General features: G+C 71.6%; 18 protein-coding genes. 6 read left to right on the forward strand and 12 right to left on the reverse strand.

The genetic code is table 11. The features are described 5' to 3' along the window. Nucleotides 1-281 precede the first annotated feature (281 nt). Nucleotides 282-3,578, forward strand: a complete 3,297-nt coding sequence (locus ACFOGJ_RS27845; protein WP_379906559.1) for a PAS domain-containing sensor histidine kinase — start codon at nt 282-284, stop codon at nt 3,576-3,578. A gap of 13 nt (nt 3,579-3,591) precedes the next feature. On the opposite strand, the gene ACFOGJ_RS27850 is transcribed toward ACFOGJ_RS27845, so the two are convergent. Together ACFOGJ_RS27850 and ACFOGJ_RS27855 are read right to left on the reverse strand one after the other, a co-directional pair. Beyond that, entirely contained in the window at nt 3,592-4,458 is an 867-nt protein-coding gene (locus tag ACFOGJ_RS27850; protein WP_379906560.1) for an enoyl-CoA hydratase-related protein, read from the reverse strand. Between the two features lie 34 nt (nt 4,459-4,492). Continuing rightward, complete coding sequence (locus ACFOGJ_RS27855) at nt 4,493-5,089, reverse strand: carboxymuconolactone decarboxylase family protein (protein ID WP_379906561.1); 597 nt, start codon at nt 5,087-5,089, stop codon at nt 4,493-4,495. 121 nt (nt 5,090-5,210) lie between these two features. Here ACFOGJ_RS27855 and ACFOGJ_RS27860 point away from each other — a divergent pair, with 121 nt between their 5' ends. Then, a complete protein-coding gene (locus ACFOGJ_RS27860; RefSeq protein ID WP_379906562.1) occupies nt 5,211-6,596 on the forward strand; it encodes an L-serine ammonia-lyase in 1,386 nt (461 codons plus the stop codon). A 102-nt stretch (nt 6,597-6,698) separates the two neighbouring features. Next, complete coding sequence (locus tag ACFOGJ_RS27865) at nt 6,699-7,577, forward strand: hypothetical protein (protein ID WP_379906563.1); 879 nt, start codon at nt 6,699-6,701, stop codon at nt 7,575-7,577. Nucleotides 7,578-7,613: 36 nt separating this feature from the next. Here ACFOGJ_RS27865 and ACFOGJ_RS27870 read toward each other — a convergent pair whose 3' ends face one another. From ACFOGJ_RS27870 to ACFOGJ_RS27890, 5 genes are read right to left on the reverse strand one after another with little or no spacing between them, the layout of a single operon-like run. Further along, on the reverse strand, nt 7,614-8,324 hold the full coding sequence (locus tag ACFOGJ_RS27870; protein WP_379906564.1) for an SDR family NAD(P)-dependent oxidoreductase: 711 nt from the start codon (nt 8,322-8,324) through the stop codon (nt 7,614-7,616). After that, nucleotides 8,321-10,771, reverse strand: a complete 2,451-nt coding sequence (locus ACFOGJ_RS27875) for a hypothetical protein (RefSeq protein ID WP_379906565.1) — start codon at nt 10,769-10,771, stop codon at nt 8,321-8,323. The genes ACFOGJ_RS27870 and ACFOGJ_RS27875 overlap by 4 nt, the downstream gene beginning before the upstream one ends. Then, nucleotides 10,768-12,006 carry an SGNH/GDSL hydrolase family protein gene (locus tag ACFOGJ_RS27880; protein WP_379906566.1) on the reverse strand — a complete coding sequence of 413 codons (1,239 nt, stop codon included), beginning with the start codon at nt 12,004-12,006 and terminating at the stop codon, nt 10,768-10,770. Before ACFOGJ_RS27880 ends, ACFOGJ_RS27875 begins: the two co-directional genes overlap by 4 nt. A gap of 5 nt (nt 12,007-12,011) precedes the next feature. Beyond that, complete coding sequence (locus ACFOGJ_RS27885) at nt 12,012-13,757, reverse strand: hydantoinase B/oxoprolinase family protein (protein WP_379906567.1); 1,746 nt, start codon at nt 13,755-13,757, stop codon at nt 12,012-12,014. Continuing rightward, nucleotides 13,754-15,880, reverse strand: a complete 2,127-nt coding sequence (locus ACFOGJ_RS27890) for a hydantoinase/oxoprolinase family protein (RefSeq protein WP_379906568.1) — start codon at nt 15,878-15,880, stop codon at nt 13,754-13,756. The genes ACFOGJ_RS27885 and ACFOGJ_RS27890 overlap by 4 nt, the downstream gene beginning before the upstream one ends. A 117-nt stretch (nt 15,881-15,997) precedes the next feature. Between ACFOGJ_RS27890 and ACFOGJ_RS27895 the strand changes: the two genes are divergently transcribed. From ACFOGJ_RS27895 to ACFOGJ_RS27905, 3 genes are all read left to right on the forward strand, one after another. Further along, nucleotides 15,998-16,471 carry an META domain-containing protein gene (locus ACFOGJ_RS27895; protein WP_379906569.1) on the forward strand — a complete coding sequence of 158 codons (474 nt, stop codon included), beginning with the start codon at nt 15,998-16,000 and terminating at the stop codon, nt 16,469-16,471. 63 nt (nt 16,472-16,534) lie between these two features. Continuing rightward, on the forward strand, nt 16,535-16,771 hold the full coding sequence (locus ACFOGJ_RS27900; protein ID WP_379906570.1) for an AbrB/MazE/SpoVT family DNA-binding domain-containing protein: 237 nt from the start codon (nt 16,535-16,537) through the stop codon (nt 16,769-16,771). Then, nucleotides 16,768-17,106, forward strand: a complete 339-nt coding sequence (locus ACFOGJ_RS27905) for a type II toxin-antitoxin system PemK/MazF family toxin (protein WP_379906571.1) — start codon at nt 16,768-16,770, stop codon at nt 17,104-17,106. The genes ACFOGJ_RS27900 and ACFOGJ_RS27905 overlap by 4 nt, the downstream gene beginning before the upstream one ends. A gap of 4 nt (nt 17,107-17,110) precedes the next feature. Here the strand turns inward: ACFOGJ_RS27905 and ACFOGJ_RS27910 are convergent, their stop codons facing one another. The 5 genes from ACFOGJ_RS27910 to ACFOGJ_RS27930 all read right to left on the reverse strand — a co-directional run. Further along, nucleotides 17,111-17,431: a DUF1330 domain-containing protein gene (locus ACFOGJ_RS27910; RefSeq protein WP_379906572.1), complete on the reverse strand. Its 321-nt coding sequence runs from the start codon at nt 17,429-17,431 to the stop codon at nt 17,111-17,113. Then, nucleotides 17,415-18,302 (reverse strand): haloalkane dehalogenase, encoded by an 888-nt coding sequence (locus tag ACFOGJ_RS27915; RefSeq protein WP_379906573.1) that lies wholly within the window; start codon nt 18,300-18,302, stop codon nt 17,415-17,417. The genes ACFOGJ_RS27910 and ACFOGJ_RS27915 overlap by 17 nt, the downstream gene beginning before the upstream one ends. A gap of 29 nt (nt 18,303-18,331) precedes the next feature. Beyond that, nucleotides 18,332-19,123, reverse strand: a complete 792-nt coding sequence (locus tag ACFOGJ_RS27920; protein WP_379906574.1) for an enoyl-CoA hydratase/isomerase family protein — start codon at nt 19,121-19,123, stop codon at nt 18,332-18,334. Then, nucleotides 19,120-19,767: a TetR/AcrR family transcriptional regulator gene (locus tag ACFOGJ_RS27925; protein WP_379906575.1), complete on the reverse strand. Its 648-nt coding sequence runs from the start codon at nt 19,765-19,767 to the stop codon at nt 19,120-19,122. The genes ACFOGJ_RS27920 and ACFOGJ_RS27925 overlap by 4 nt, the downstream gene beginning before the upstream one ends. 209 nt (nt 19,768-19,976) lie before the next feature. After that, nucleotides 19,977-20,746, reverse strand: a 770-nt coding sequence (locus tag ACFOGJ_RS27930; RefSeq protein WP_379906576.1) for a carboxyl transferase domain-containing protein, incomplete at its 5' end; no start/stop codon positions are given.

Consider the following 20,746-nt stretch of genomic DNA (forward strand, 5'->3'; position numbering starts at 1 on the left):
TGTTTATCCATGAACGGCAGAATACTGCGAGGATGCCGCCGATCCGCGTGGCCTGCTCGGCCCGGCTCCCGATGGCCTGGCTCCCGATGGGCCGGCTTCGTCGGCCGCCGCATCGCAAGAGCTGCCGCAGCCGGGAAGCGCGGGCCAGCTATCTCAACGACAGCCTGCCCGACGGAAGCAGGAGGAAACAGAGGTCGAGGAAAGCCGGTGCACGTGTGATGACCGCCGATCCGCAACTCCGCGACAGGACCGCCCAGGGCCGGGCTTCCGGACCGGCCGGCATGGGCGCCGGGCTGTCCGGCGGTGGCCACGCGCCGGCCGGCGCGGCGGCCCCCGCATGCGGCCTGCCATGGTGGCGGCGCTCGCTGCTGCCGGCGGGCGGCGCCATTGCCCTGGCGGGAGCCGCCGTCGCAGCCTGGCTCGCCCCGCTGACCGGTGCCACGGCATGGCTCGTGCCCGCGGGCATCCTGCTGGCCTGCCTCGGCGCGACAATCGCCTGCGCCGCGCTGCTCGACCGCGACCGCCGGCGGCAGCTGGCCGCCCTGCAGGCGGAGCTGGCGCTCAGCCACCAGCGGCTGGAGGATTATGTCGATGCCAGCGGCGAGATCTTCTGGGAAACGGATACCGAGCACCGGCTGACCGACATCCGGGGCGGCGCGACCGATCTGGTGAAGGGCGAGCCCTACCGCCACATGGGGAAGCAGCCCTGGACGCAGGCACTGGATGCCGATGACGAGGAGAAGTGGTCCCGCTTCCGCACCATGCTGGCGGAACGTCGCACCTTCCGGGGCCTGTCCTACCGCCTGATGACCGATGATGGGCCGGCCGTCCGGATGGTCAGCGGCATGCCCCGCTACGCCCCGGACGGGCGCTTCCTGGGCTATCGCGGCGCATCGGTGGAGCGGACGGACCAGGCACAGCAGGCGCAGGACCTGGCGCTCTATCGCCAGATCCTGGACAACTGCGTCGACAGCATCATCGTCACCGGCCCGGTCAGCGCGGACTGCCCGATCGAGTATGTGAACCCGGCGTTCGAGCGTCTCACCGGCTATGCCGCTGCGGAAGCGATCGGCCGCAACTGCCGCTTCCTGCAGGGACCGGACACCGAACCGGAGGCACTGCAGCGGATCGCTGCGGCCCTGAAGGCCGCGCAGGCGATCCAGGTGGAGCTGAAGAACCGGCACAAGGACGGCACGCCGCTGTTCCTGCAACTCAGCATCGCGCCGGTCATCGACAAGGCCGGGCGGGCGGAGCGCTTCATCGGCATCCAGCACGACATCACGCCGCAGCACCAGGCGGCAGAGGCCGAGCATCTGCTGTCGGAACGCCTGTCGCTGGCGGTCGGCGCCACTGGAATCGGCATCTACGACATCGACCTGCAGACCGGCTCCGTCACCTGGGACGAAACGATGGAGCGCCTGTACGGCATCCCCGCCGGCAGCTTCGACGGCGCATTTGCCACCTGGCAGTCCTTCCTGCATCCCGACGACCTGGTCCGCCATGCCGAGGCGATGCGCGAGGCGATGGCAAGCCGGCGGGGCCTGGTCATCCGCACCCGGATCGTCCGCCCCGACGGCGCGGTCAGGGTGATGCAGTTCCGCACCGCGACCCTGAAGGACGCGAACGGCAAGGTGACCCGCCTGCTGGGCGTGAACCGCGACGTGACGGAGGAACATGAGGCGCAGGAAAGCCTGCGCACGCTGAGCCGGCGCCTGACCCTGGCCACCGAGGCCGCCGGGATCGGCATCTTCGACCTGGACCTGGCCACCAGGCGGGTCGCCTTCGATCGCCAGCTGGCCGACCTCTACGGCCTGGATCTGGCGCGTTTCGACGGCCGGCTGAGCACCTGGCGCCGGTATATCGACCCCGACGACGTCGCCCGGATCGATGCGGACTTCCTGGCGCATCGCTACAGCGCGGAGCCCCACTCGACCACCCTGCGCATCACGCGCACCGACGGCACCCGGCGGATCCTGCAGGAGCATGCGGTGATCCTGCACGATGACGATGGCGAGCCCGCCCGCATCATCGGCGTCAACTGGGACATCACCGGGCCGCAGGAAGCACAGGCCACCCTGGAGCGGCTGACCCGTCGGCTGACCCTGACCGCGCGGACCGCGGGCATCGGCTTCTTCGACTGGGAGGAAGGCACCGACCGGGGCGGTTGGGACGATACCCTGCGGGAGCTGCACGGCGTGCCGGCGGACTTCCAAGGCGACAGGGATGCCTGGCTGGCGCTGCTGGCGCCCGAGCAGCGCCAGCGGGCGAAGGACTTCATCGCCGACCGGTTCCGCACCCGCCGGCCGGGCCAGATGGAATATCGCATCGCCTGCCCCGACGGCAGCCTGCGCGACCTGCAGATCCATATCGCCCCCGACGTCGACGCCAGCGGCCGGGTGGTGCGCCTGATGGGGGCGGCCTGGGACGTTACCGGAGAGCGGGAGACCCAGCGCCAGCTGCGCAAGGCCCGCGACGCGGCCCGCGCGGCGAACGACGCCAAGGACCGCTTTCTGGCGACGATGAGCCACGAGCTGCGCACGCCGCTCAACGCGATCCTCGGCTTTTCCGAGGTGATCGCCCAGGAGGCGGTGGGCCCGCTGGGCACGCCGGCCTATCGCGACTATGCCAACGACATCCATTCCAGCGGCCAGCACCTGCTGAGCCTGGTCAACGACCTGATCGACGTCGCGCGGATCCAGAGCGCGCGCATCCGCCTGACGGAGGACCGCATTCCCGTCGGCAGCCTGCTGCAGCGGCTGCCGCCGCTGCTCGGCGAACGCGGCTATACCGAGGAAATCCCCGACAATCTCGCGCAGGCGGAGATCCTGGGCGATTCGCGGCTGCTGGCCCAGGTGCTGGTGAACCTGGTCAGCAATGCGCGCAAGCATGCCGGGCAGGATGCGCCGGTCCATGTCGGCGCCGGCCGCCTGCCTTCGGGCGCACTGACGATCTGGGTGACCGACCAGGGACCCGGCATCGAGGCGGAGGACCAGCAGCTCGTGCTGGAGCCGTTCGGCCGCAAGGCGGCCACGGAGGATGCGGCGATCCCCGGGGTCGGGCTCGGCCTGCCGATCGCGCGTTCCTACGTGCAGGCGCATGGCGGCCAGCTCTACCTGCACTCGGCACCGGGTCTGGGCACCACCGTGGGTCTGATCCTGCCGCCGGAGCGGATGACCTGGCCGCAGGGGAAGCGCCAGGTGGCGGTCCTGCCGCGCATCACCGACGGCTGGCCGGCCGGGCCCTGCCTGGGCTGCCTGCGGCACGAGGCGGACGGCGTCGTGCGCGGCAGCCTGCCGACCGGCCTGGTCCTGGAGCATGATGGCCGCTGCACCTTCACCGGGGCGGAAAGCGATGTCTGCGCCCATTGGGGGGAACAGGTGCTGCGCGACCTGGGCGGCATCGACGCACTGAGCGACCCGATGCGCCCGCGCCAGGCCTTCGCGATCTGCCGCCTGGACGCCGACGGCGCGGAGACCGAATGCCTGGTGGAGGTGCGCCGCGGCGCACGCGCGCCCTGCCGCGCCTTCGTCACCCCGGTGACCGGCGCGCCCGCGGCGGACGGCAGCGACGAAGGCTGAGGGCCGAATCCCTTCAGCCGGTCCCGCCCCCGCGCTTGCCTTCGCCCTTCCCCTCCCCCTTGGCGCTGCCCTCCCGAGCCTCCCGGAACGCGGGCTCCCGCTTCTCGCGGAAGGCCCGGCCGCCTTCCCGGCTTTCCGGGGTCGCGTAGTAGAGCGACAGCGCCTGCATGCCCATGCGTCCGATGCCGCGGATGGAATCGCTGTCGGCGTTGAACGACCGCTTGGCGATCGCCAGCGCGGTCGGGCTGCGCTTCAGCAGTTCCCGGCACCAGCGCTCGACCTCGGCATCCAGTTCCTCGTCCGGCACGACCGCGTTGACCAGGCCCATGGCGAAGGCCTCCTCCGCGCTGTAGCGCAGGCAGAGGTACCACATCTCCCGCGCCCGCTTCTCGCCCACCACGCGGGCGAGATAGGCGGTGCCGAAGCCGGGATCGACGGAGCCGACCTTCGGCCCCACCTGGCCGAAACGCGCGCCCTCGCCCGCGATCGTCAGGTCGCAGAGGGTGGCCAGGACATTGCCGCCGCCGATCGCATAGCCCTGCACCCGCGCGATCACCGGTTGCGGCACCTCGCGGATCACGTCGTGCAGCGCCTCGATCGGCAGGCCGATCGTGCCGCGGCCGCCATAGCCGCCGGTCGCCGCAGCGTCGCCGGGCTCCGTGTCGTCATGCCCGCCCTGGTCGCCGCCGGTGCAGAACGCCTTGTCGCCTGCCCCGGTCAGCACGATGACGCCGGTCTCCCGGTTCCAGCCGGCCCGGTTGAAGGCGTCGATCAGCTCCTCGCAGGTCTGCGCGCGGAAGGCGTTCATCACCTCCGGGCGGTTGATGGTGATGCGGGCGACGCCGTCGGCCTCCGCATACAGAATGTCGCCATAGTCCATGTCTTCCCCTCCGGCCGGCCGCCTCGCTTGATGGTCAACCTCCGCCATGGTTGCCGGGTTCCCAGCCGGCAGCCGACAGATGCCCCTCGGCAAAGCGGAGCGGGTCCTGCTCCAGGTCGGTCGCCATGGTGTCGTTCCAGCGGTTGAACCAGCCGAACAGGGAGATGACGGAGACGATCTCGACAATCTGCCCGTCGTCGAAATGCTTCTTCAGTTCGGCGAAATGGGCATCGGTGGCGCCGTTCGGCACCTGGCCGGCCACCAGGGCCAGGTCCAGCGCCGCCTTTTCCGCCGCGGAGAAGAGCGGACTGCGGTCGTAGCTCCACAGCGCATCGACCTTCTCCGCCGGGACTTCGGCACGATGGGCGTTGTGGGCGGTATGCGCCTGGCAGTAGCGGCAGCCGGCGGCATTGCTGACGATATGGGCGATCATCCATTTCAGGTCGCGCGGCACCGCGCCCGGCTCCAGCATCACCGCGGTGCCCAGCGCCAGCACCCCTTCCAGGATCTTCGGCCGCAGCGCCATGGTGAGCATCGAGTTCGGGACATAGCCGCTGACCTGGCGCATCACCGCGAATCGCTCCGCAAAGCCTTCCGGCTCCGGTCCGGCCGGCGGATCCAGTCGTGCCATCTGTCTGCCTCCCCTCCGTTGTTGCCCTTCGACGGGGCCCCTCGCTGCGCCCTATGATGCCGGAAACGGACCGCGCGCACAGGCAGGCCTTGCCATGCGGCCGAAGGGGAAGCAGCCAGCCATGACCGTCAGCGTCTTCGAACTGTTCAAGATCGGCATCGGCCCGTCCAGTTCGCACACCGTCGGGCCGATGAAGGCCGCCCGTGCCTTCCTGCAGGGCCTGGAGGAAGCAGGCGAGCTGTCCCGAGTGGCCCGACTGTCGGTGTCCCTGCATGGCTCCCTGGCGGCCACCGGCCGCGGCCATGCCAGCGACACGGCGGTCCTGCTGGGCCTGGCGGGGGAGGAACCGGAGACGGTCGATCCGGACCGGGTGCCGGCGATCGTCGCCGGGATCGGGGAGGCCGGGCGCATCGCCCTGCTGGGCCGGCACGAAATCCCCTTCCTGCGCGACCGGGACATCCGCTTCAACATGCGCGAGCGCATGCGGCTGCATGCCAACGGCATGCGCTTCCTGGCCCGCGACGGCGACGGCCGGGACCTGGCAGCGGCGGAAATCTATTCCATCGGCGGCGGCTTCGTCGCAACGGCGGCGGAACTGGCGGCGGCACAGGCCGGTGGCGCGCCCGACGGCCCGGCGCTGCCGTTCGACTTCGCCTCCGCCGCCGCGATGCTGGCGCAGGGGGAGGCCGCCGGCCTGCGCCTGTCGGAGATGATGCAGGCCAATGAGCGCAGCCGCGGCCTGGACGATTCGGAGATCGGGGAACGCCTGGCGCGCATCGCCGCGGTGATGGCCGGCTGCATCGACCGCGGCCTGGCGCAGGAGGGCATCCTGCCCGGCGGCCTGAAGGTGCGCCGCCGCGCCGCCGGCCTGCTGGCGCGGGCGGAGGCGCAGGACGGCGCCAATCGGGCCGCCATGCCGCAGGAAATGGCGCGGGTCAGCGCCTGGGCGATCGCGGTGAACGAGGAGAATGCCGCCGGCGGCCGGGTGGTCACCGCGCCGACCAATGGCGCCGCCGGCATCATTCCGGCGGTGCTGCGCCATCTGCGGCTGCATTGCGGCGGCGACGATGCGGCAGTGGCGGAATTCCTGCTGGCCGCCGCGGCGATCGGCGCGCTGATCAAGCGCAATGCCGCGATCTCGGGTGCGGAACTGGGCTGTCAGGGCGAGGTCGGCTCCGCCTGCGCGATGGCCGCCGCCGGCCTGGCGGCGGCGCTCGGCGGCAGCAACGCCCAGGTGGAAAACGCCGCCGAAATCGGCCTGGAGCATCACCTGGGCATGACCTGCGACCCGATCGCCGGCCTGGTGCAGGTGCCCTGCATCGAACGCAACGCGATGGGCGCGGTGACCGCGATCAACGCCGCCTCCCTGGCCCTGGCCGGCGACGGCGCCCATCTGGTGCCGCTCGACGCGGCGATCGAGACGATGCGCCAGACCGGCCGCGACATGAAGGCGAAGTACCGCGAGACCAGCCGCGGCGGGCTGGCGGTCAACGTGCCGAACTGTTGAGGGACAGGTCACCCGACGTCACAGCCCTGGCCCCATTTGTACTTTTTGCGTGTGTTCTATATCATGTATCGCGCAATGGTACATGCCGCAGGGGGGTCGACGATGCCCGCCTTTCCGCCACTGAAGCTCATCGCGGCTGGCATGGCCTGCCTGGCTCTTTCCGCCTGCGGCAACGTTCCCGAACTTCTCATGATGGGCGAGAGCCGGAGCGCGGCGGTCTCGCGCTATGCCCTGGAGTCGGCGCCGAAAACGTCCGGCTGCGTGCCGGAGGAACGGTCGGGCGCGCAGATCCAAAAGCTGCCCGCACCAAGCGTGGCGCTCCTTCTCGGCGGATTCAGTCTCGCGACCACGGCCGCCAGCGATGCCGCCGCGGATGCGGTGAAGGCGAAGGCGAAGCGCTTCTCCCGCACCTTCGTCGTGGCCACGAACGTCGAATCCTTCTCCCCGACCAAGGACAAGCCGGCATGTTTCCTTGTTGAGCGGCAGCCCAAGCTCTCTACCGATGGCACGCCTCTCGGCGACAATTCCGACATGAAGCTCCTGCTCCGCTTCACCCCCTTTGGCGCTGGCGCCGTGACGGTGGAGCCGGTCGAATTGAGGGTCACTAACGGCTTCCTGGCGTCCACCCTGCCCGACGACCGGACCGCCAGCTATGACGTCAGCGTCGGCATGGCCGTGATACCAGGCCCCGGGGAGGACCGCTGGCTGGTACCGGCCTACAACCAGAACATCCGGATCTCAGATATCGCTCTGGACAAGTCCTATACCGGCGGGGAACTCCTGGCGCGCATGGAGGCCAACACGACGGCCCTGATGCCCGACCCGGCGGGCCGCCCGGTGACGGTGGCCGTATCGGTCACCGAACATGGCAGCGGAGCCGAACGGTTGGGCGGTTTTGACGAGGCACGCTACAAAGCCAACGCGGCACTGATCCGGACTGCGCTGGGCAACTACCTGAAGGAACGGGTCACGGCAGAGTGACGCCGGGCTCCGTCGCGACCGGCTGCCAGCCGGGCGCTACCAGCTCTCCGCCGCCGGCCGCAGGTCGAGTTCGAAGGTCCAGGCGGAGCGCGGCTGGCGGGTGACCTGGAACACCGCCTCTGCGATCGCGTCGGGATCCATGAACAGGGCGTCGGGCCGGTCGGGCATGCGTTCCCGGGTCAGCGGCATGTCGATCACCCCGTCGACGACGACATGGGCGACATGGATATTCTCCGCCGCCAGGCCGCGGGCCAGCGACTGGCCGACCGACCGCAGTCCGGCCTTCGCGGCGGCGAAGGCGAGGAAGTTGGCGCCGCCGCGGACCGAGGCGGTGGCGCCGATCAGCACGATATTGCCGCCGCCCGCGGCACGCATGTCGGCGACCGCCTCCTTCGCGCAGAGGAAGGCCCCGAAGGTGCCGGCCCGCCAGGCTTCCTCGAACATCTCCGGCGTGGTGCCGTCCAGGTTGGCGAAATGCCGCGCCGCGGCGTTGTAGATCAGCACGGTCGGCGGCCCCAGCTCGCGCCGGATACGGCCGAAGGCGTCGGCCACGCTGTCCTCGTCGCCCACGTCGCAGCTGATCGCCAGCGCGCCCTTCACCTCCCGCGCGATGCGGGAGATCGCGCCGGTGGAACGCGCCAGCAGCACGCAGCGATATCCCTCCGCGGCGAAGCGCCGGGCAAAGGCGGCGCCGTTGCCTGCGCCGGCACCGGCGATCACGCAGACCTTGTCCGATTTCGCGCTCATTGGTCCTCCTCACTGTTCCTGCCCGGGCCCGGCCCCGCACGACCGGTCGGAGCATAGCTGCCGCCGCCATCCGCCGGAACGCCGCCGGCCGGGATGCCTTCCGGGGTGGCGCCGAACGGGTCCTGGCCCTCTGCCAGCCAATCCCGCATCTCCGCCCCGTCCGCCCGGCGGCAGGCGGCAACGCCGCCCGGCGGTGACAGCGGTTCCAGACCGAAGCGAAAGCGCAGCACCGCGTCCAGCCGCGCCTCGAACGCGACCAGGGTCAGCAGCCCGTCGCCGCGCCCGGTCCAGAGCGGTGGCGACGGGCTTTGCGCCGCATCCACCGCCAGGCAGGCGCTGTACTGCACCGGCAGCAGCAGCAGTGCCGGGCCGGGGGCCGTGGCCGAGATCCGGAAACCGTCGCGCCGCATCTCCAGCCGCGCAGCCGACGCCGGCTGCCAGTCGCGCGCCGGCACCGCGCTGCCGGCGCGGACGAAGACCGTGCCCGCCAGGTCGGCCGCCGGTTCGCCGAGCCGCCGGCGCAGCTCCGCGAGCCCGGTCACGGTGGCGACCCGGCGCGGGCTGACCTGGCCCAGGTTCGGGTGCGGCAGCCGGTAGGCCCGCACGGTGACGCCGCCGGCAGACGGCATCTCCGCGATGACCTGCAGGCCCGGCGCGGCCAGTTCGGTGTCGGCAATCACCACGGCCACCCCGAACAGCTGCAGCAGGCCGGGGCGGAAGCGCGACGCGACGACATAGTTGGGCCCCTGCTCCGTATGGGGCGTGTGCAGCAGGGCATCGACGACGGCATGGGCGAGCGGGGTCGACCATTGGCCATATTCGCCGAGTGTGGGGATGCCGCGCTCCCACAGGTCGGCGCCCCAGAACCGGTTGCCGGTGGCACGGCGATGGCCCTGCAGGCCCGCCACCCAGCCGAGCGGCGTGCGCCAGGCGGCGGCATGGCCGGGCCGGTCGGTCGCGGCGCGGCCTTCGTCGCCCTCGATATAGGTCGGCCCGCCCAGCAGGCTGGCGGCGCGGCCGGCGAAGCGGTCGCCGGGCCGCAGGGCGATCTCTGCCGCCACCGCGTCGACCACGGCATTGCCGCGGCCGCGATCGACCACGGCCCGGTCGCCGCCCGGGACGGCCAGCGGCCGCAGCGCCAGATGGGCGGCCAGCAGCAGGACGGCGGCGAGCGCAAAGCCGGCCGCCGGCGGCAAGGCCCCGCGCAGCAACGGCGACCGGCCGGCGAGCCGTGCCGCGAGCGGCTGCAGCAGGGGCCCGGCGAGGCGGTCGAGCAGGGCGGCGGCCAGCAGAGCCGCCACCCCGTAGCTCGACCAGATCATGAAGCCGCTGGAATAGACGCTCACCACGCCCAGCAGGTCCTCGGCATAGAGCGGGGTGTAGACCAGGAACGCCAGGTAGAAGAGCGCGAAGGCGATGCCCAGCGGGCGGCGCAGCGGCACCCCGCCCCGCCAGGCCCAGGCTGCCGCGCCCGCCAGTGCCAGCAGCTGCAGCCAGGCATAACCGCGGTTCGGACAGAGGGATTCGCCGGGGCGCCAGCACAGGTCGCCGCCGGCATAGACGAGTCCGAAGGAAGCGACGGCGTCGGCCAGCCAGCCGCCGGGCCCGACCTCCGGCGGCGCCGGCAGGCGGGCGCTGGCGGCGGAGGTCGCCAGGACATGCTCCGCCGCGCCGGAGGCGAGGAACAAAGCCACCGCGGCCAGGCCGCAGGCGGCCCGGATAGCGGCGGGATGCCGGGCGGTCCGGGTCCGGGGCTCGAACAGGCAGGCCAGTGCCATCGCCGCATAGAACGGCGCGAAAACCAGCGACGTGAACGGGGCGGTCGCGAAGGCCAGGGCGGCGCAGGCCAGGAAGCCGAGGCCCCAGGCCGCCGCACGCAGCGGCGGCGCCCGGCCGGCACGGATCAGGCAGGCCAGCGCCAGGTTCAGCGCCGCCGTGAGCTGGGCGTAGAAGGGCGCGGCGGAGTACCAGTTCGCCGCCTGGAACAGGCCGTCGAACGGCGGGAACAGCACCGCCACATGCACCAGGCAGGCCAGCAGCCGGACATGCGCCGGCAGGGCGAAGGTCGCGCCCAGCAGCCAGATCGACCCCGACAGGACCAGGACGTACCACAGGTAGGACAGCAGTCCCGCCAGCTCCGGATCCGGCAGCAGCAGCAGCAGCGCCCCCGGGTTGACCCCCGGCAGGTTGGGCGGAAAGACGGTGCCCAGCCCGGCCAGCGGGTTGTAGGCACTGAAGTCCAGCGCCCCGCCCCATGCCATCGTCGCCATCGCGTTCAGCCGCGCCCACTGGCCGTCGATATCGCCGTACAGGCCATGGCTGGAATAGGGCGGCCAGAGCCAGCCGGCGAGCATCACGCCCGTCACGGCCAGCGCGGCGCCGGCGACCAGGCCGAGCTTCAGCCGGTCGGCCGTGTATCCGGCACCCGCTTCCGCGGCGCGGCTCATTGCGGCCGGTCGAGGGCGCCGCGGTCCCGCAGCACCTGCAGGATGCCGTCGGCGATGATCGCCATGCCCCTGGGCGAGGGATGGTAGTCCTGCGGCGAGGCGTTCATCACCGCCGGGTCGGGCAGGTCCGGCCAGCGCGGCAGCAGGGACTCGACCGGCTGGCCGAAGGCCGCTTCCAGGCTGTCCCACAGCGCGCGGTCGCTGCCGCGGAACTGGATCTCGCCGGCCAGCACCTCCGGATAGATCGGCAGGTGCACCAGGACCACCGGCACGCCGCTGGCCTGCAACCGCTCGACCGCGGCCCTGAAGCCCGGATCGTCGCGGAAATCGTCGAGGTCCAGCTTCGGCACCCGGAACCGCGGCTCCGTCAGGAACGGATTGCCGTACAGGATCCGGCTCAGCAGGAAGGAATGGCCGGGGTCCAGGATGCCGTCGCTGGTATGCAGGGCGCCCTTGGCGATGTTGCGGTAGCGTTCCGCCAGGCGGTCGACCAGCGGGCTGCGGCCGCCGGCGGCCAGGGTGTCGCGGCACCAGTCGCCGGTGGCGCGGGCATCGACGACATAGGTGTCCGCCGCGCGCTCCAGCGGCGGGTCGGGGTCCGGCGTGGTGGTGGTCAGCACCCGGGTCTCGCCGTCGCGCTCCGTCACCGTGCGCCAGATCCGCACCCGGCGCAGGTCGTCGGTGATGAAGGTGATGACCACCAGGTCCGGCTGCCATTCCGCCACCATGCCGGCGGCCAGGTCGAGGATCTGCAGGATGCCGGTGCCGTCCCGGCCGAAGTTCAGGACATGCACGTCCTCCCCCGTCGCCGCCTCCAGCCGGTCCTGCAGCAAAGCGGGGAAGGTCATGCCGTCCTGGATGAAGGCGGGGAAGCTGTCGCCGAACAGGGCCACCTTCAGGTCGGCACTTTCATAGTCGCCGCGGATCGGGCCGATATTGCCGCGTTCATTGATGGTGTCGACGGTGGCGCAGCGGGTGACCCGGTCGGTCACGATATGGGTATAGGCAATGCGCCGACCCGGCGGATAGCGGAAGCCGTAGTCCGGATCGTATTCCCAGTGCGACCGGTCGTAGACGCCGATATCGACCCGGTCGCCGGTCGCCGCCTTCGGCAGGCTGGCGGGCTGCGAGAGCCAGACCCAGGCGCGATAGCCGGCCTCCATCGCCAGGAAGCCGGCAGCGGTCGCCAGCACCACGACGATGACGGCGAGGAGGGCGGTGCGGCCGGGCCGCATGGCGGTCAGCCGCGCAGGGTCGCGGTCCGGGCCGCGTCCACGGCACGACCGTCTTCGGTCAGCGCCACGCCATAGACCTGTTCCGCCGCTGCGGCGCTGACCACCCCGTCGCGCACGTCGCGCAGCACACGCTCAGGTGCGCGGCCCTTCGGGTCGCCCCAGCCGCCGCCGCCGGGCGACCAGGCCTCCAGCACCAGCGGCGGCAGGTGGCGCACGCCGTATTTCGGCGCCTCCACATCCTCGCCACCGTCAAGACGCATCACCATGCGGCCGTCCGACCCGGCCCGGCCGCCGGCAATGCCGAACGACGACGGCCGGCCGACCCCTTCGCCGCGGAAGGCATGGTCGGCGGCGACCGGGATCTCCACCTCGTAGTGGCAGCCGGTGCCGCCGCGGAAGGTGCCGGGGCCGGCGCTGTCGCAGCGGAATTCCTGGCGGCGCACCCGGACGGGATACTGCCGCTCGTAAGTCTCCACGTTCGGCAGCACCAGCCCGCCCAGCGCGATCAGGTGACCGATCAGGTTGAAGCCGTCGCGACCCTCCACCGCGCCGCCGCCTGGCGCGGCCGCCCAGTGATACATGACGAAGGAATCCCCCTCCCGGCCGGGCCAGCGGCCGGCGGTGGTGTTGTGCACCGACTTCGCCCAGCCGGCACAGGACCGGTCCGGCAGGGCCTGCGCCATCGCCCGCCAGATCGCATGCACGATCTCATGCGCGACGAAGACGGTGTTCATGGTCATCGCCGCCGGCGGCCGGGCGTTCACCACCGAGCCTTCCGGCGCGACGATCTTCACCGACCGGAAGGTGCCCTCGTTGCGCGGCAGGTCCGGGTCGAAATAGGCCGCCAGCGCCATGTAGACGGCCGACCAGGTATTGGCGATGGAGGAGTTCTTGAAGCCGCGCACCTGGTCCGCAGTGCCGGTGAAATCCACCGTCAGGGCATCGCCCTCGACCGTCAGCGCCACGACGATCGCGCCGTCGATCGGTTCGAAGCAGTCGTTGTCGACCGGCTCCTCCGCCCGGTAGACGCCGTCGGGCATGTCGGCGATGCAGCTGCGGAAGGTCGCGTCGGCATGGGCCAGGACGCCGTCGAAATAGCGGCGATACGCCGCCAGACCCAGATCCTCCACCAGCGTGGCGATGCGGCCGGCGCCGATGCGGGTGGAGCCGATCATCGCCCGCAGGTCGCCGTCCATCGCCTCCGGCGTGCGACTGTTCAGCAGCAGCAGCGACCAGAGATCCTCCCGCAGCCGGTCGCCCTCGATCAGCTTCAGCACCGGCAGGCGCAGGCCTTCGTGGAAGATCTCGGTGGCGGCCGAATTGTAGGTGCCGGCGGCGCCGCCGCCGATATCGGCCTGGTGCGCCCGGTTGCAGGCGAAGGCGACCAATTCGCCGCCGACGAAGACCGGCCGCGCGATCACCCAGTCGGGCAGGTGGTTGCCGCCCGCGACATAGGGGTCGTTCAGCACGAACACGTCGTCGGGTGCGATATCGCCGCCGAAGTCGCGCAGCACGGCGCGTACGGCAAAGCCGCCGCCGCCGGTATGGATCGGGATGCCGTCGGCCTGGCTGACCAGGGTGCCGTCGCGATCGGCGATGAAGCAGGAGAAGTCGTGGCTCTGGGAAAAGATCGGGCTGCGCGCGGTGCGGGTCATCACCCAGCCCATCTGGCGGGCGACATGGTCCAGCCGGTTCTGCACCAGCGCCAGGCGCACCGGATCGATCGCCGCCGCTTCGTCATGTCCACTCATGCCGCACCTCCGCCGATATGCAGAAGATAGTTGTCGGCGGCATCCACCTCCAGCCGGTCGCCGGGACCGGCGAACAGGGTGGTGGTCGCCTCCTCCACCAGCAGCGGCCCTTCCAGCACATGGCCGGGGCGCAGGCCGGCGCCGGCATGTACCGCCACCTCCTGCCAGCCGTGCCGGTCGTCGATGAACACCCGGCGCCGTTCCGCCGCCGCCGGCGGCGCCTCGGCCGGCGCCGGATCTGGCAGGGGCAAACGGGCCAGCAGGCCCTGGCCGGTCACCCGCAAGCCGGTGATCTCCAACGCCCCGTCCGGCTGCACATGGCCGAACTGCCGGCGATGCTCGGCCTCGAAATCCGCCCGGACCGTGGCCGGATCGAACGCCGCGTCGCCCAGCGGCACCTGGATCGACCAGTGCTGGCCGCGATAGCGCAGGTCCAGGGTGCGGCCCAGCTGCCGGCGGCCGGCATCGAAGCCCTCCGCCTCCAGCGCTGCTGCCGCTTCCCGCTCCAGCGGCGCGAAGGCGGATTCCAGCTCCGCCGCCGGGATCCGGTCCAGGTCGGCGAAGAAGACCTTCAGGAAATCCTGCCGCAGGTCGGCGTGCAGCATGCCGACGGCGCAGAAGGCGCCGGCGGCGCGGGGGATATAGACCCGACGGCAGCCCAGCGCCCGGCCGACCGTCGCGCCGTGCATCGGGCCCGCGCCGCCGGCGGCGACCAGGGTGAAGCGCGCCGGGTCGTGGCCGCGCTCGATGCTGATCCGTTCCACCGCATGGAGCAGGCGCTGCTCGAGCAGCCGGATCATGCCGACCGCCGCCGCCGCGGGTTCCAGGCCCAGCGGCTCCGCGACATGGGTCCGGATCGCGCGCTCCGCCAGGGCGAGGTCCAGGCTGAGGCTGCCGCCGGCATAGGCGCCCGGCCGCAGCCGGCCGAGCAGCAGCTGCGCGTCGGTGACCGTCGGCCGCTCGCCGCCCAGGCCGTAGCAGGCCGGGCCGGGATCGGCCCCGGCGCCCTGCGGGCCGACATGCAGCATGCCGCCGGCATCGACCCAGGCCAGGGTGCCGCCGCCGGCACCGACGGTATGGATCTCCACCGACGGGGTCGCCAGGTGGTAGCCGTCGATCACCAGCTCGTCGGTGACCGGCACCCGACCCTCGCCCATCAGGGTGACGTCGCAGCTGGTGCCGCCGATCTCCATCGCGATCAGGTCGCCGGTGCCGGCCGCCGCGCCGTAGAGCTGCAGCGCGCCGACCCCGGCCGCAGGGCCGGAGAGCACCAGGTTCACCGGCCGCTCCGCCGCCTGGTCGACCGACACCGCGCCGCCGTTGGACTGGATCAGCAGCACCGGGTGGCGCAGGCCCAGCTGGTGCAGCCGGTCCTGCAGCGCGGTCAGGTAGGCGACCACCTTCGGCGCCACATAGGCGTTCACCACCACGGTCGAGCTGCGCTCATATTCCCCCATGACGGGGGAGACGGCGGCGGAGCGGGAGATCCAGGCCGGCGCGTCGGCGCGCCCGCGCAGGGCCGCCTCGGCCGCTTCCTCATGCGCCGGGTTCACATAGGCGTTCAGCAGCGCGATCGCGACCGCCTCCACCCCATCCGCGGCGAAGGTCTCGGCCGCCGCCGCGACATCCGCGGCCGACAGCGGCGCCAGCTCGGCCCCCGTCTCGTCCAGCCGGCCGCCGACCGGCAGCCGCAGGTAGCGCGGCACCAGCACATCGGGGAAGGGCGCGCGATGGTCCCACATGTTTTCCCGCAAGCCCCGGCGGATCTCCAGGCTGTCGCGGAAGCCCGCGGTGGTCAGCAGCCCGACCTTCGCGCCCTTGCGCTCCAGGATCGTGTTGGTGGCGACGGTGGAGCCGTGCACGAACAGCTCGCAGCCGCCCAGCAGCTGCGCCACGCCGAGGCCGGCGGCCTGCGCCACCTTCTCCAGCGCCGCCAGGACGCCCTGGCTGGGATCGCCCGGCACCGACGGCACCTTGAACACCTGCAGGCCCCCTTCGGCACCGCGCAGGACCAGGTCGGTGAAGGTGCCGCCGACATCGACGCCGATGCGCCAGGGGGAAGGCGGAAAGCCGGATGCGGGACGGGCGGGGTCGGCGGCCGGGGACGAGGCCTGGTCTGGCATGGATGCGGAACCGGGTTCAGGATCGGGGCTGGCGGGTGCCGCATTCTGGCACCCCGCATCGGCGGATGGCAAAGCTGGTCATGGGCCGCCGGCAGACATATTGGCGAGGAGAGTCCGATGCAGACGCCGAACCGGCATCCCATTCCTTTGCGGACCGGATCTCTGGCCCTCCTGGCCGCTGCGATGCTCGGCCTGCCGGCATGCGCCGGCGGCCTGCCGACGGCCGGTCAGGAAATGCCCGCTGCCGCCGCCCCGCTCGCCGGCAGCGAATGGCAGCCCATCGAGATCGGCGGCAAGGCGGTCGCATCGCCGCCGGAGGTCTTCCTGCAGTTCGGCAGCGAAGGCCGGGTCGCCGGCCTGGGCGGTTGCAACCGCTTTACCGGCAGCTATGCGCTCGACGGCACCGGCATCGCCTTCGGCCCCCTCGCCGCCACCCGGATGGCCTGCGACCCGCCGGCCATGGCGCGGGAGGACGCCTTCCTGGCCGGCCTGGCCGCCAGCCGCCGCTACAGCCGCGACGGCGTCCGCCTGGTGCTGCGCGACGAAGCGGGCGCCGTCACGATGCGGCTGCAGCAGCGCGACTGGGACTGACCTCTTGCGGTCTCCCACTTCTCTGAATATCTATTTTATAGATCAGAGACGAGGATCCGGAAAATGCGCTCGAAGGTGGCCCGCTGGGGCGGCTCCTGCGCCGTCCGTCTGCCGAAGATGGCGGTGGAGTCGCTCGGCCTGCGGGAGGGGCAGGAGATCGACCTGCGGATCGAGGACGGCGCGCTCGTGATCCGTCCCGAGCACCCTGTCTACAGGTTGGACGACCTGGTCAGGGAAGCACGCCGGCAAGAGCCGCCGGAAGTGCTGGATGACGGGCCCGCAGGCCGCGAGATTCTATGACACCTGATCGCGGCGATCTGGTCTGGGTCGAGTTCAATCCGCAATCGGGTCACGAACAGGCAGGGCGGCTTCGCAGGCGGCCAGCCGTGGTGATATCGCCCGCCGCCTACAATGCGCTGTCGAACTGCATCCTCGTCTGCCCGATTACCTCGAACCGCAGCCCCTGGGCATGGAAGGTGCTGCTGCCCGACGAAGCGGCGATCACCGGCGCCGTCCTCGTCGATCAGATCAAGGCGATCGATGCGAAGGCGCGACGCCTCACGCCTGCCGGCCATAGGCTGACACCGCCGCTGCTGGCGGAGGTGCTGGCCCGGCTCGCCACCCTGACCGGCTGACCGCTCAGCGGCAGCCATCCACCAGGATCAGGTTCCCGTCCGTGCCGCGGTGGCGCAGGGCGAACAGGTCCCGCGCCTCGGCATCCTCCAGGAAGGCGCCAGCATTCGCTCGGCTTTCGAATTCCAGGATCACCAGCCGGTCGGGGGCCCAGCCCCCCTCGATCGCGGTGGGATGGGCGCCCTTGACGATGTAGCGGCCGCGATGGCGGGCGATCAGCGCCGGGATCCGCCGCGCATAGTCCAGGAACGGCTCCGGGTCGACGATCCGGAAGGCGAGCACCAGGTAGGCCGGCGCCGGCGGGCCCTGCTCAGCCGCGGAGGCCACGCACGAAGTCCGCCACGGCCGTGCCGATCTCGTCCGGCGAATCCTCCTGGATGAAGTGGCGGCCGGCCACCGTCACCTCCTGCTGGTTGGCCCAGGCGCGGCAGGCGTCGCGCGCACGGCCGGTCAGGATGGAGCCGGGATCGGCATTCACGAACAGCTTCGGCACCGCGCCGGTCTTCAGCCAGGCGGCATAATCCTCCACCACCTGCACGACATCGGCGGGCTCGCCCTCGATCGGGATCTGCCGCGGCCAGGTCAGGGTGGGGCGACGGTCCTCGCCGGGTTCGGCGAAGGGGCGGCGGTATTCCGCCATCTCCGCCTCCGCCAGGGGCCGGATCACGGACGCCGGCAGCACCCGCTCCACGAAGACGTTCTTCTCCAGCACCATCGCCTCGCCGGCCGGCGAGCGGAAGCCCTGGAACACCTTGCGGGCATCCTCCGGCCAGTCGGCCCAGGTCACCGGGGTGACGATCGCCTCCATATAGGCGATGCCCTGCACCCGGTCGCGATGCCGGTTCGCCCAGTCGAAGCCGAGCGCCGAGCCCCAGTCGTGCAGCACCAGAACCACCCGGTCGCCCAGGCCGAGCTGGTCCCACAGGGCGAACAGGAAGTCGCGCTGCTCCGCATAGGTGTAGCGGTCGGGGCCGGAGTCCGGCAGCTTGTCGGAATCGCCCATGCCGATCAGGTCGCAGGCGATCAGGCGGCCCAGGCCACGGCAATGCGGCATCACGTTCCGCCACAGGTAGGACGAGGTCGGGTTGCCGTGCTGGAAGAGGATGGCATCGCCCTCGCCTTCCTCCACATAGGCCATGCGGCGGCCGTTGACGGTCAGGAACTTCTTCTGCCCGAAGGGCGCGGTGTCGAGCGGCATTGGGGGTCTCCGTCAGGCTGGATGGCGGGCTATGCGCCGGTGAAGGCGGGCTTGCGCCGGTCGAGGAAGGCGCGCACGCCTTCCAGGCCGTCGGCGCTCTGCGCCATCTCGACGATCTGGCGGGTCTCCCGCTCCATCTGCGATTCCAGGCTGTCCTGGGTCGCCATCAGCAGAAGCTTCTTCACGCCGCCGAAGGCCCGGGTCGGCCCGTCCGCGATGCCGGCGGCCAGCGCCGCGGTCTCGCCGGCGAGGTCGGCGGCCGGCACCACCCGGTTCACCAGGCCCCAGTCCAGTGCCTCGTCCGCGGTCAGGGTCCGGTTGGTGATGTACAGCTCCGCCGCCCGGCGGGTGCCGATCAGGCGCGACAGGAAGTAGCTGGAGCTGCCGTCGGGGGTGAAGCCCAGGCGGGTATAGGCGCTGGTGAAGCGCGCATTGTCGCCGGCCACCGCCAGGTCGCAGGCCGCCATCAGGCTGAGCCCGGCGCCCGCCGCCACCCCGTTGACCATCGCGATCAGCGGCGCGTTCATCCAGGCGAAGCGCGAGATCGCCATGTGGAAATAGGCGGTCATCTCCTTCAGCCGTCCGGCGATCTCCGCCGGGGCCACGTCGAAGTCGGCGACATCGCCGCCGGCGCAGAACGCCTTGTCGCCCGCGCCCGTCAGTACCGCGACGCGCACGGCCGGGTCGGAACTGCAGCGGTTGGCGATCTCGAACAGTTCGCGCATCGCTTCCAGGTGCAGGGCATTGAACTGGTCGGGCCGGTTCAGGGTGATCCAGGCGACGGAGTCGCGAAGCTCATAATCGATGTAACGGCCGGTCACGGCATGTTCCTCCCTTGCTTTGCTTCTTCTTCCTGCGTCGCAGCCGGGCCTGTGCCCCCCAGCCGTCCCGCGCCATCGCGGCAGGCGGCGAGAATCCGCGCCGAGAAAGCCTCGTCCGGCACCGCACGCGCCAGCGACAGGCCGCCGACGCAGAGCGCCAGCACGGCGATCGCCTCGTCGCTGCGGGCATCCAGGCCGGGCGCATCCAGCGGCCGGTCGCAGATCGCGTTGAGGGAGCGGCGCAGTTCGTCGGCATAGGCGGCGCGGAACGGCGCGGGCGCGCGGGCGGCGTCCGCCGCCAGGGCGGAGAAGGCGCAGGAGGCCGCGCGGTCGTCGCGATGGCCGCGGGTCAGGTAGCGCCGCGCCAGCCGCGCCAGGCGCGCCGGCCAGGAGCGGTCGGCGCCTTTGCCGATCCAGCGCGCGCGGTTTTCCGCAAAGGCATGCTGGAAGGCGGCGACCGCCAGTTCCTCCTTGCTGCCGAAATGGGAATAGAAGGCGCCGTGGGTCAGGCCGGCATCCTGCATGACGGGCCCGATGCCGGCGCCGTCCAGACCCTCGGTCCGCAGGCGCGCCGCACCGGCATCGAGAATGCGCTGCAGGCTCTCCGCCTTCAGCCGCTCCCGCCGGGTGCGTGGCTCAGGCATGGCGAATTCGCATGATGTTGATCATGCAAAACCCTTACTCGCATGATGAACATCATGTCAATATCGCAAGCTTTTCCGTCATCCCCGGGCTCGACCCAGGGATCGTGACGGAATGGCGACGCTGCGGGACGGTGCCGCGTCGACGCCGGCGCCGGGATCCTCGGGTCAAGCCCGAGGATGACGGAAAGGGTGGCGTACGAGGCGGTGCGCTACGGCCGGTAGCTGAAGCCGACGGGGCCCAGCAGGCCCTTCAGCTGCGGCTCCAGCAGGCGCACCCAGCGGCAGAGGCGGGGCCGGGTGTCGCGCGGGTCGATCAGGTCGTGCACGGCGAACTGTTCCGCCCGCGGGAAGGGGGAGAGGCGTTCGGCGAAGGCCGCCTCCAGCTCCGCGCGGCGGGCCTCCGGGTCGGGGGCGGCGGCGATCTCGCGGCCGAAGGCGACCGCCACGCCGCCTTCCAGCGGCAGGGCGCCGGTCTCCGCCGACGGCCAGGAGAGGACGAAGGCGCCGGGGCCGAAATGCGCCGCACCGGCCACGCCATAGACCTTGCGCACGATCACCGAGGCCCAGGGCACCCGGCAGTTCGCGGCGGCCAGCACAGCGGCGGTGCCGTAGCGGATCGTGCCGGCGGCCTCCGCCTCCAGGCCGATCATGAAGCCGGGCTCGTCGACCAGGGCGACGATCGGCAGGTGGAAGGTCTCGCAGAACTCGATGAAGCGCCGCACCTTCTGCGCGCCCTGCGCTGTCATCGCACCGGCATAGTAGCGGCAGTCGTTGGCGAACAGGCCGACCGGCCGGCCGTCCAGCCGCGCCAGGCCGGTGATCTGGCCGGGGCCGTAGGTCCGCCCCATCTCGAAGAAGCTGTCGCGGTCGACGATGGCGGCGGCGATCTTCCGCATGTCGAAGGCGCGCCGGCGGCTGGCCGGCACCGCGCCGGCCAGATAGTCGTCGCGCCGCTCCGGGTCGTCGTCGCCATCGGCGA

The sequence above is a fragment of the Marinibaculum pumilum genome (assembly GCF_042646425.1).
Taxonomy (GTDB): Bacteria; Pseudomonadota; Alphaproteobacteria; order Ferrovibrionales; family Ferrovibrionaceae; genus Marinibaculum; species Marinibaculum pumilum.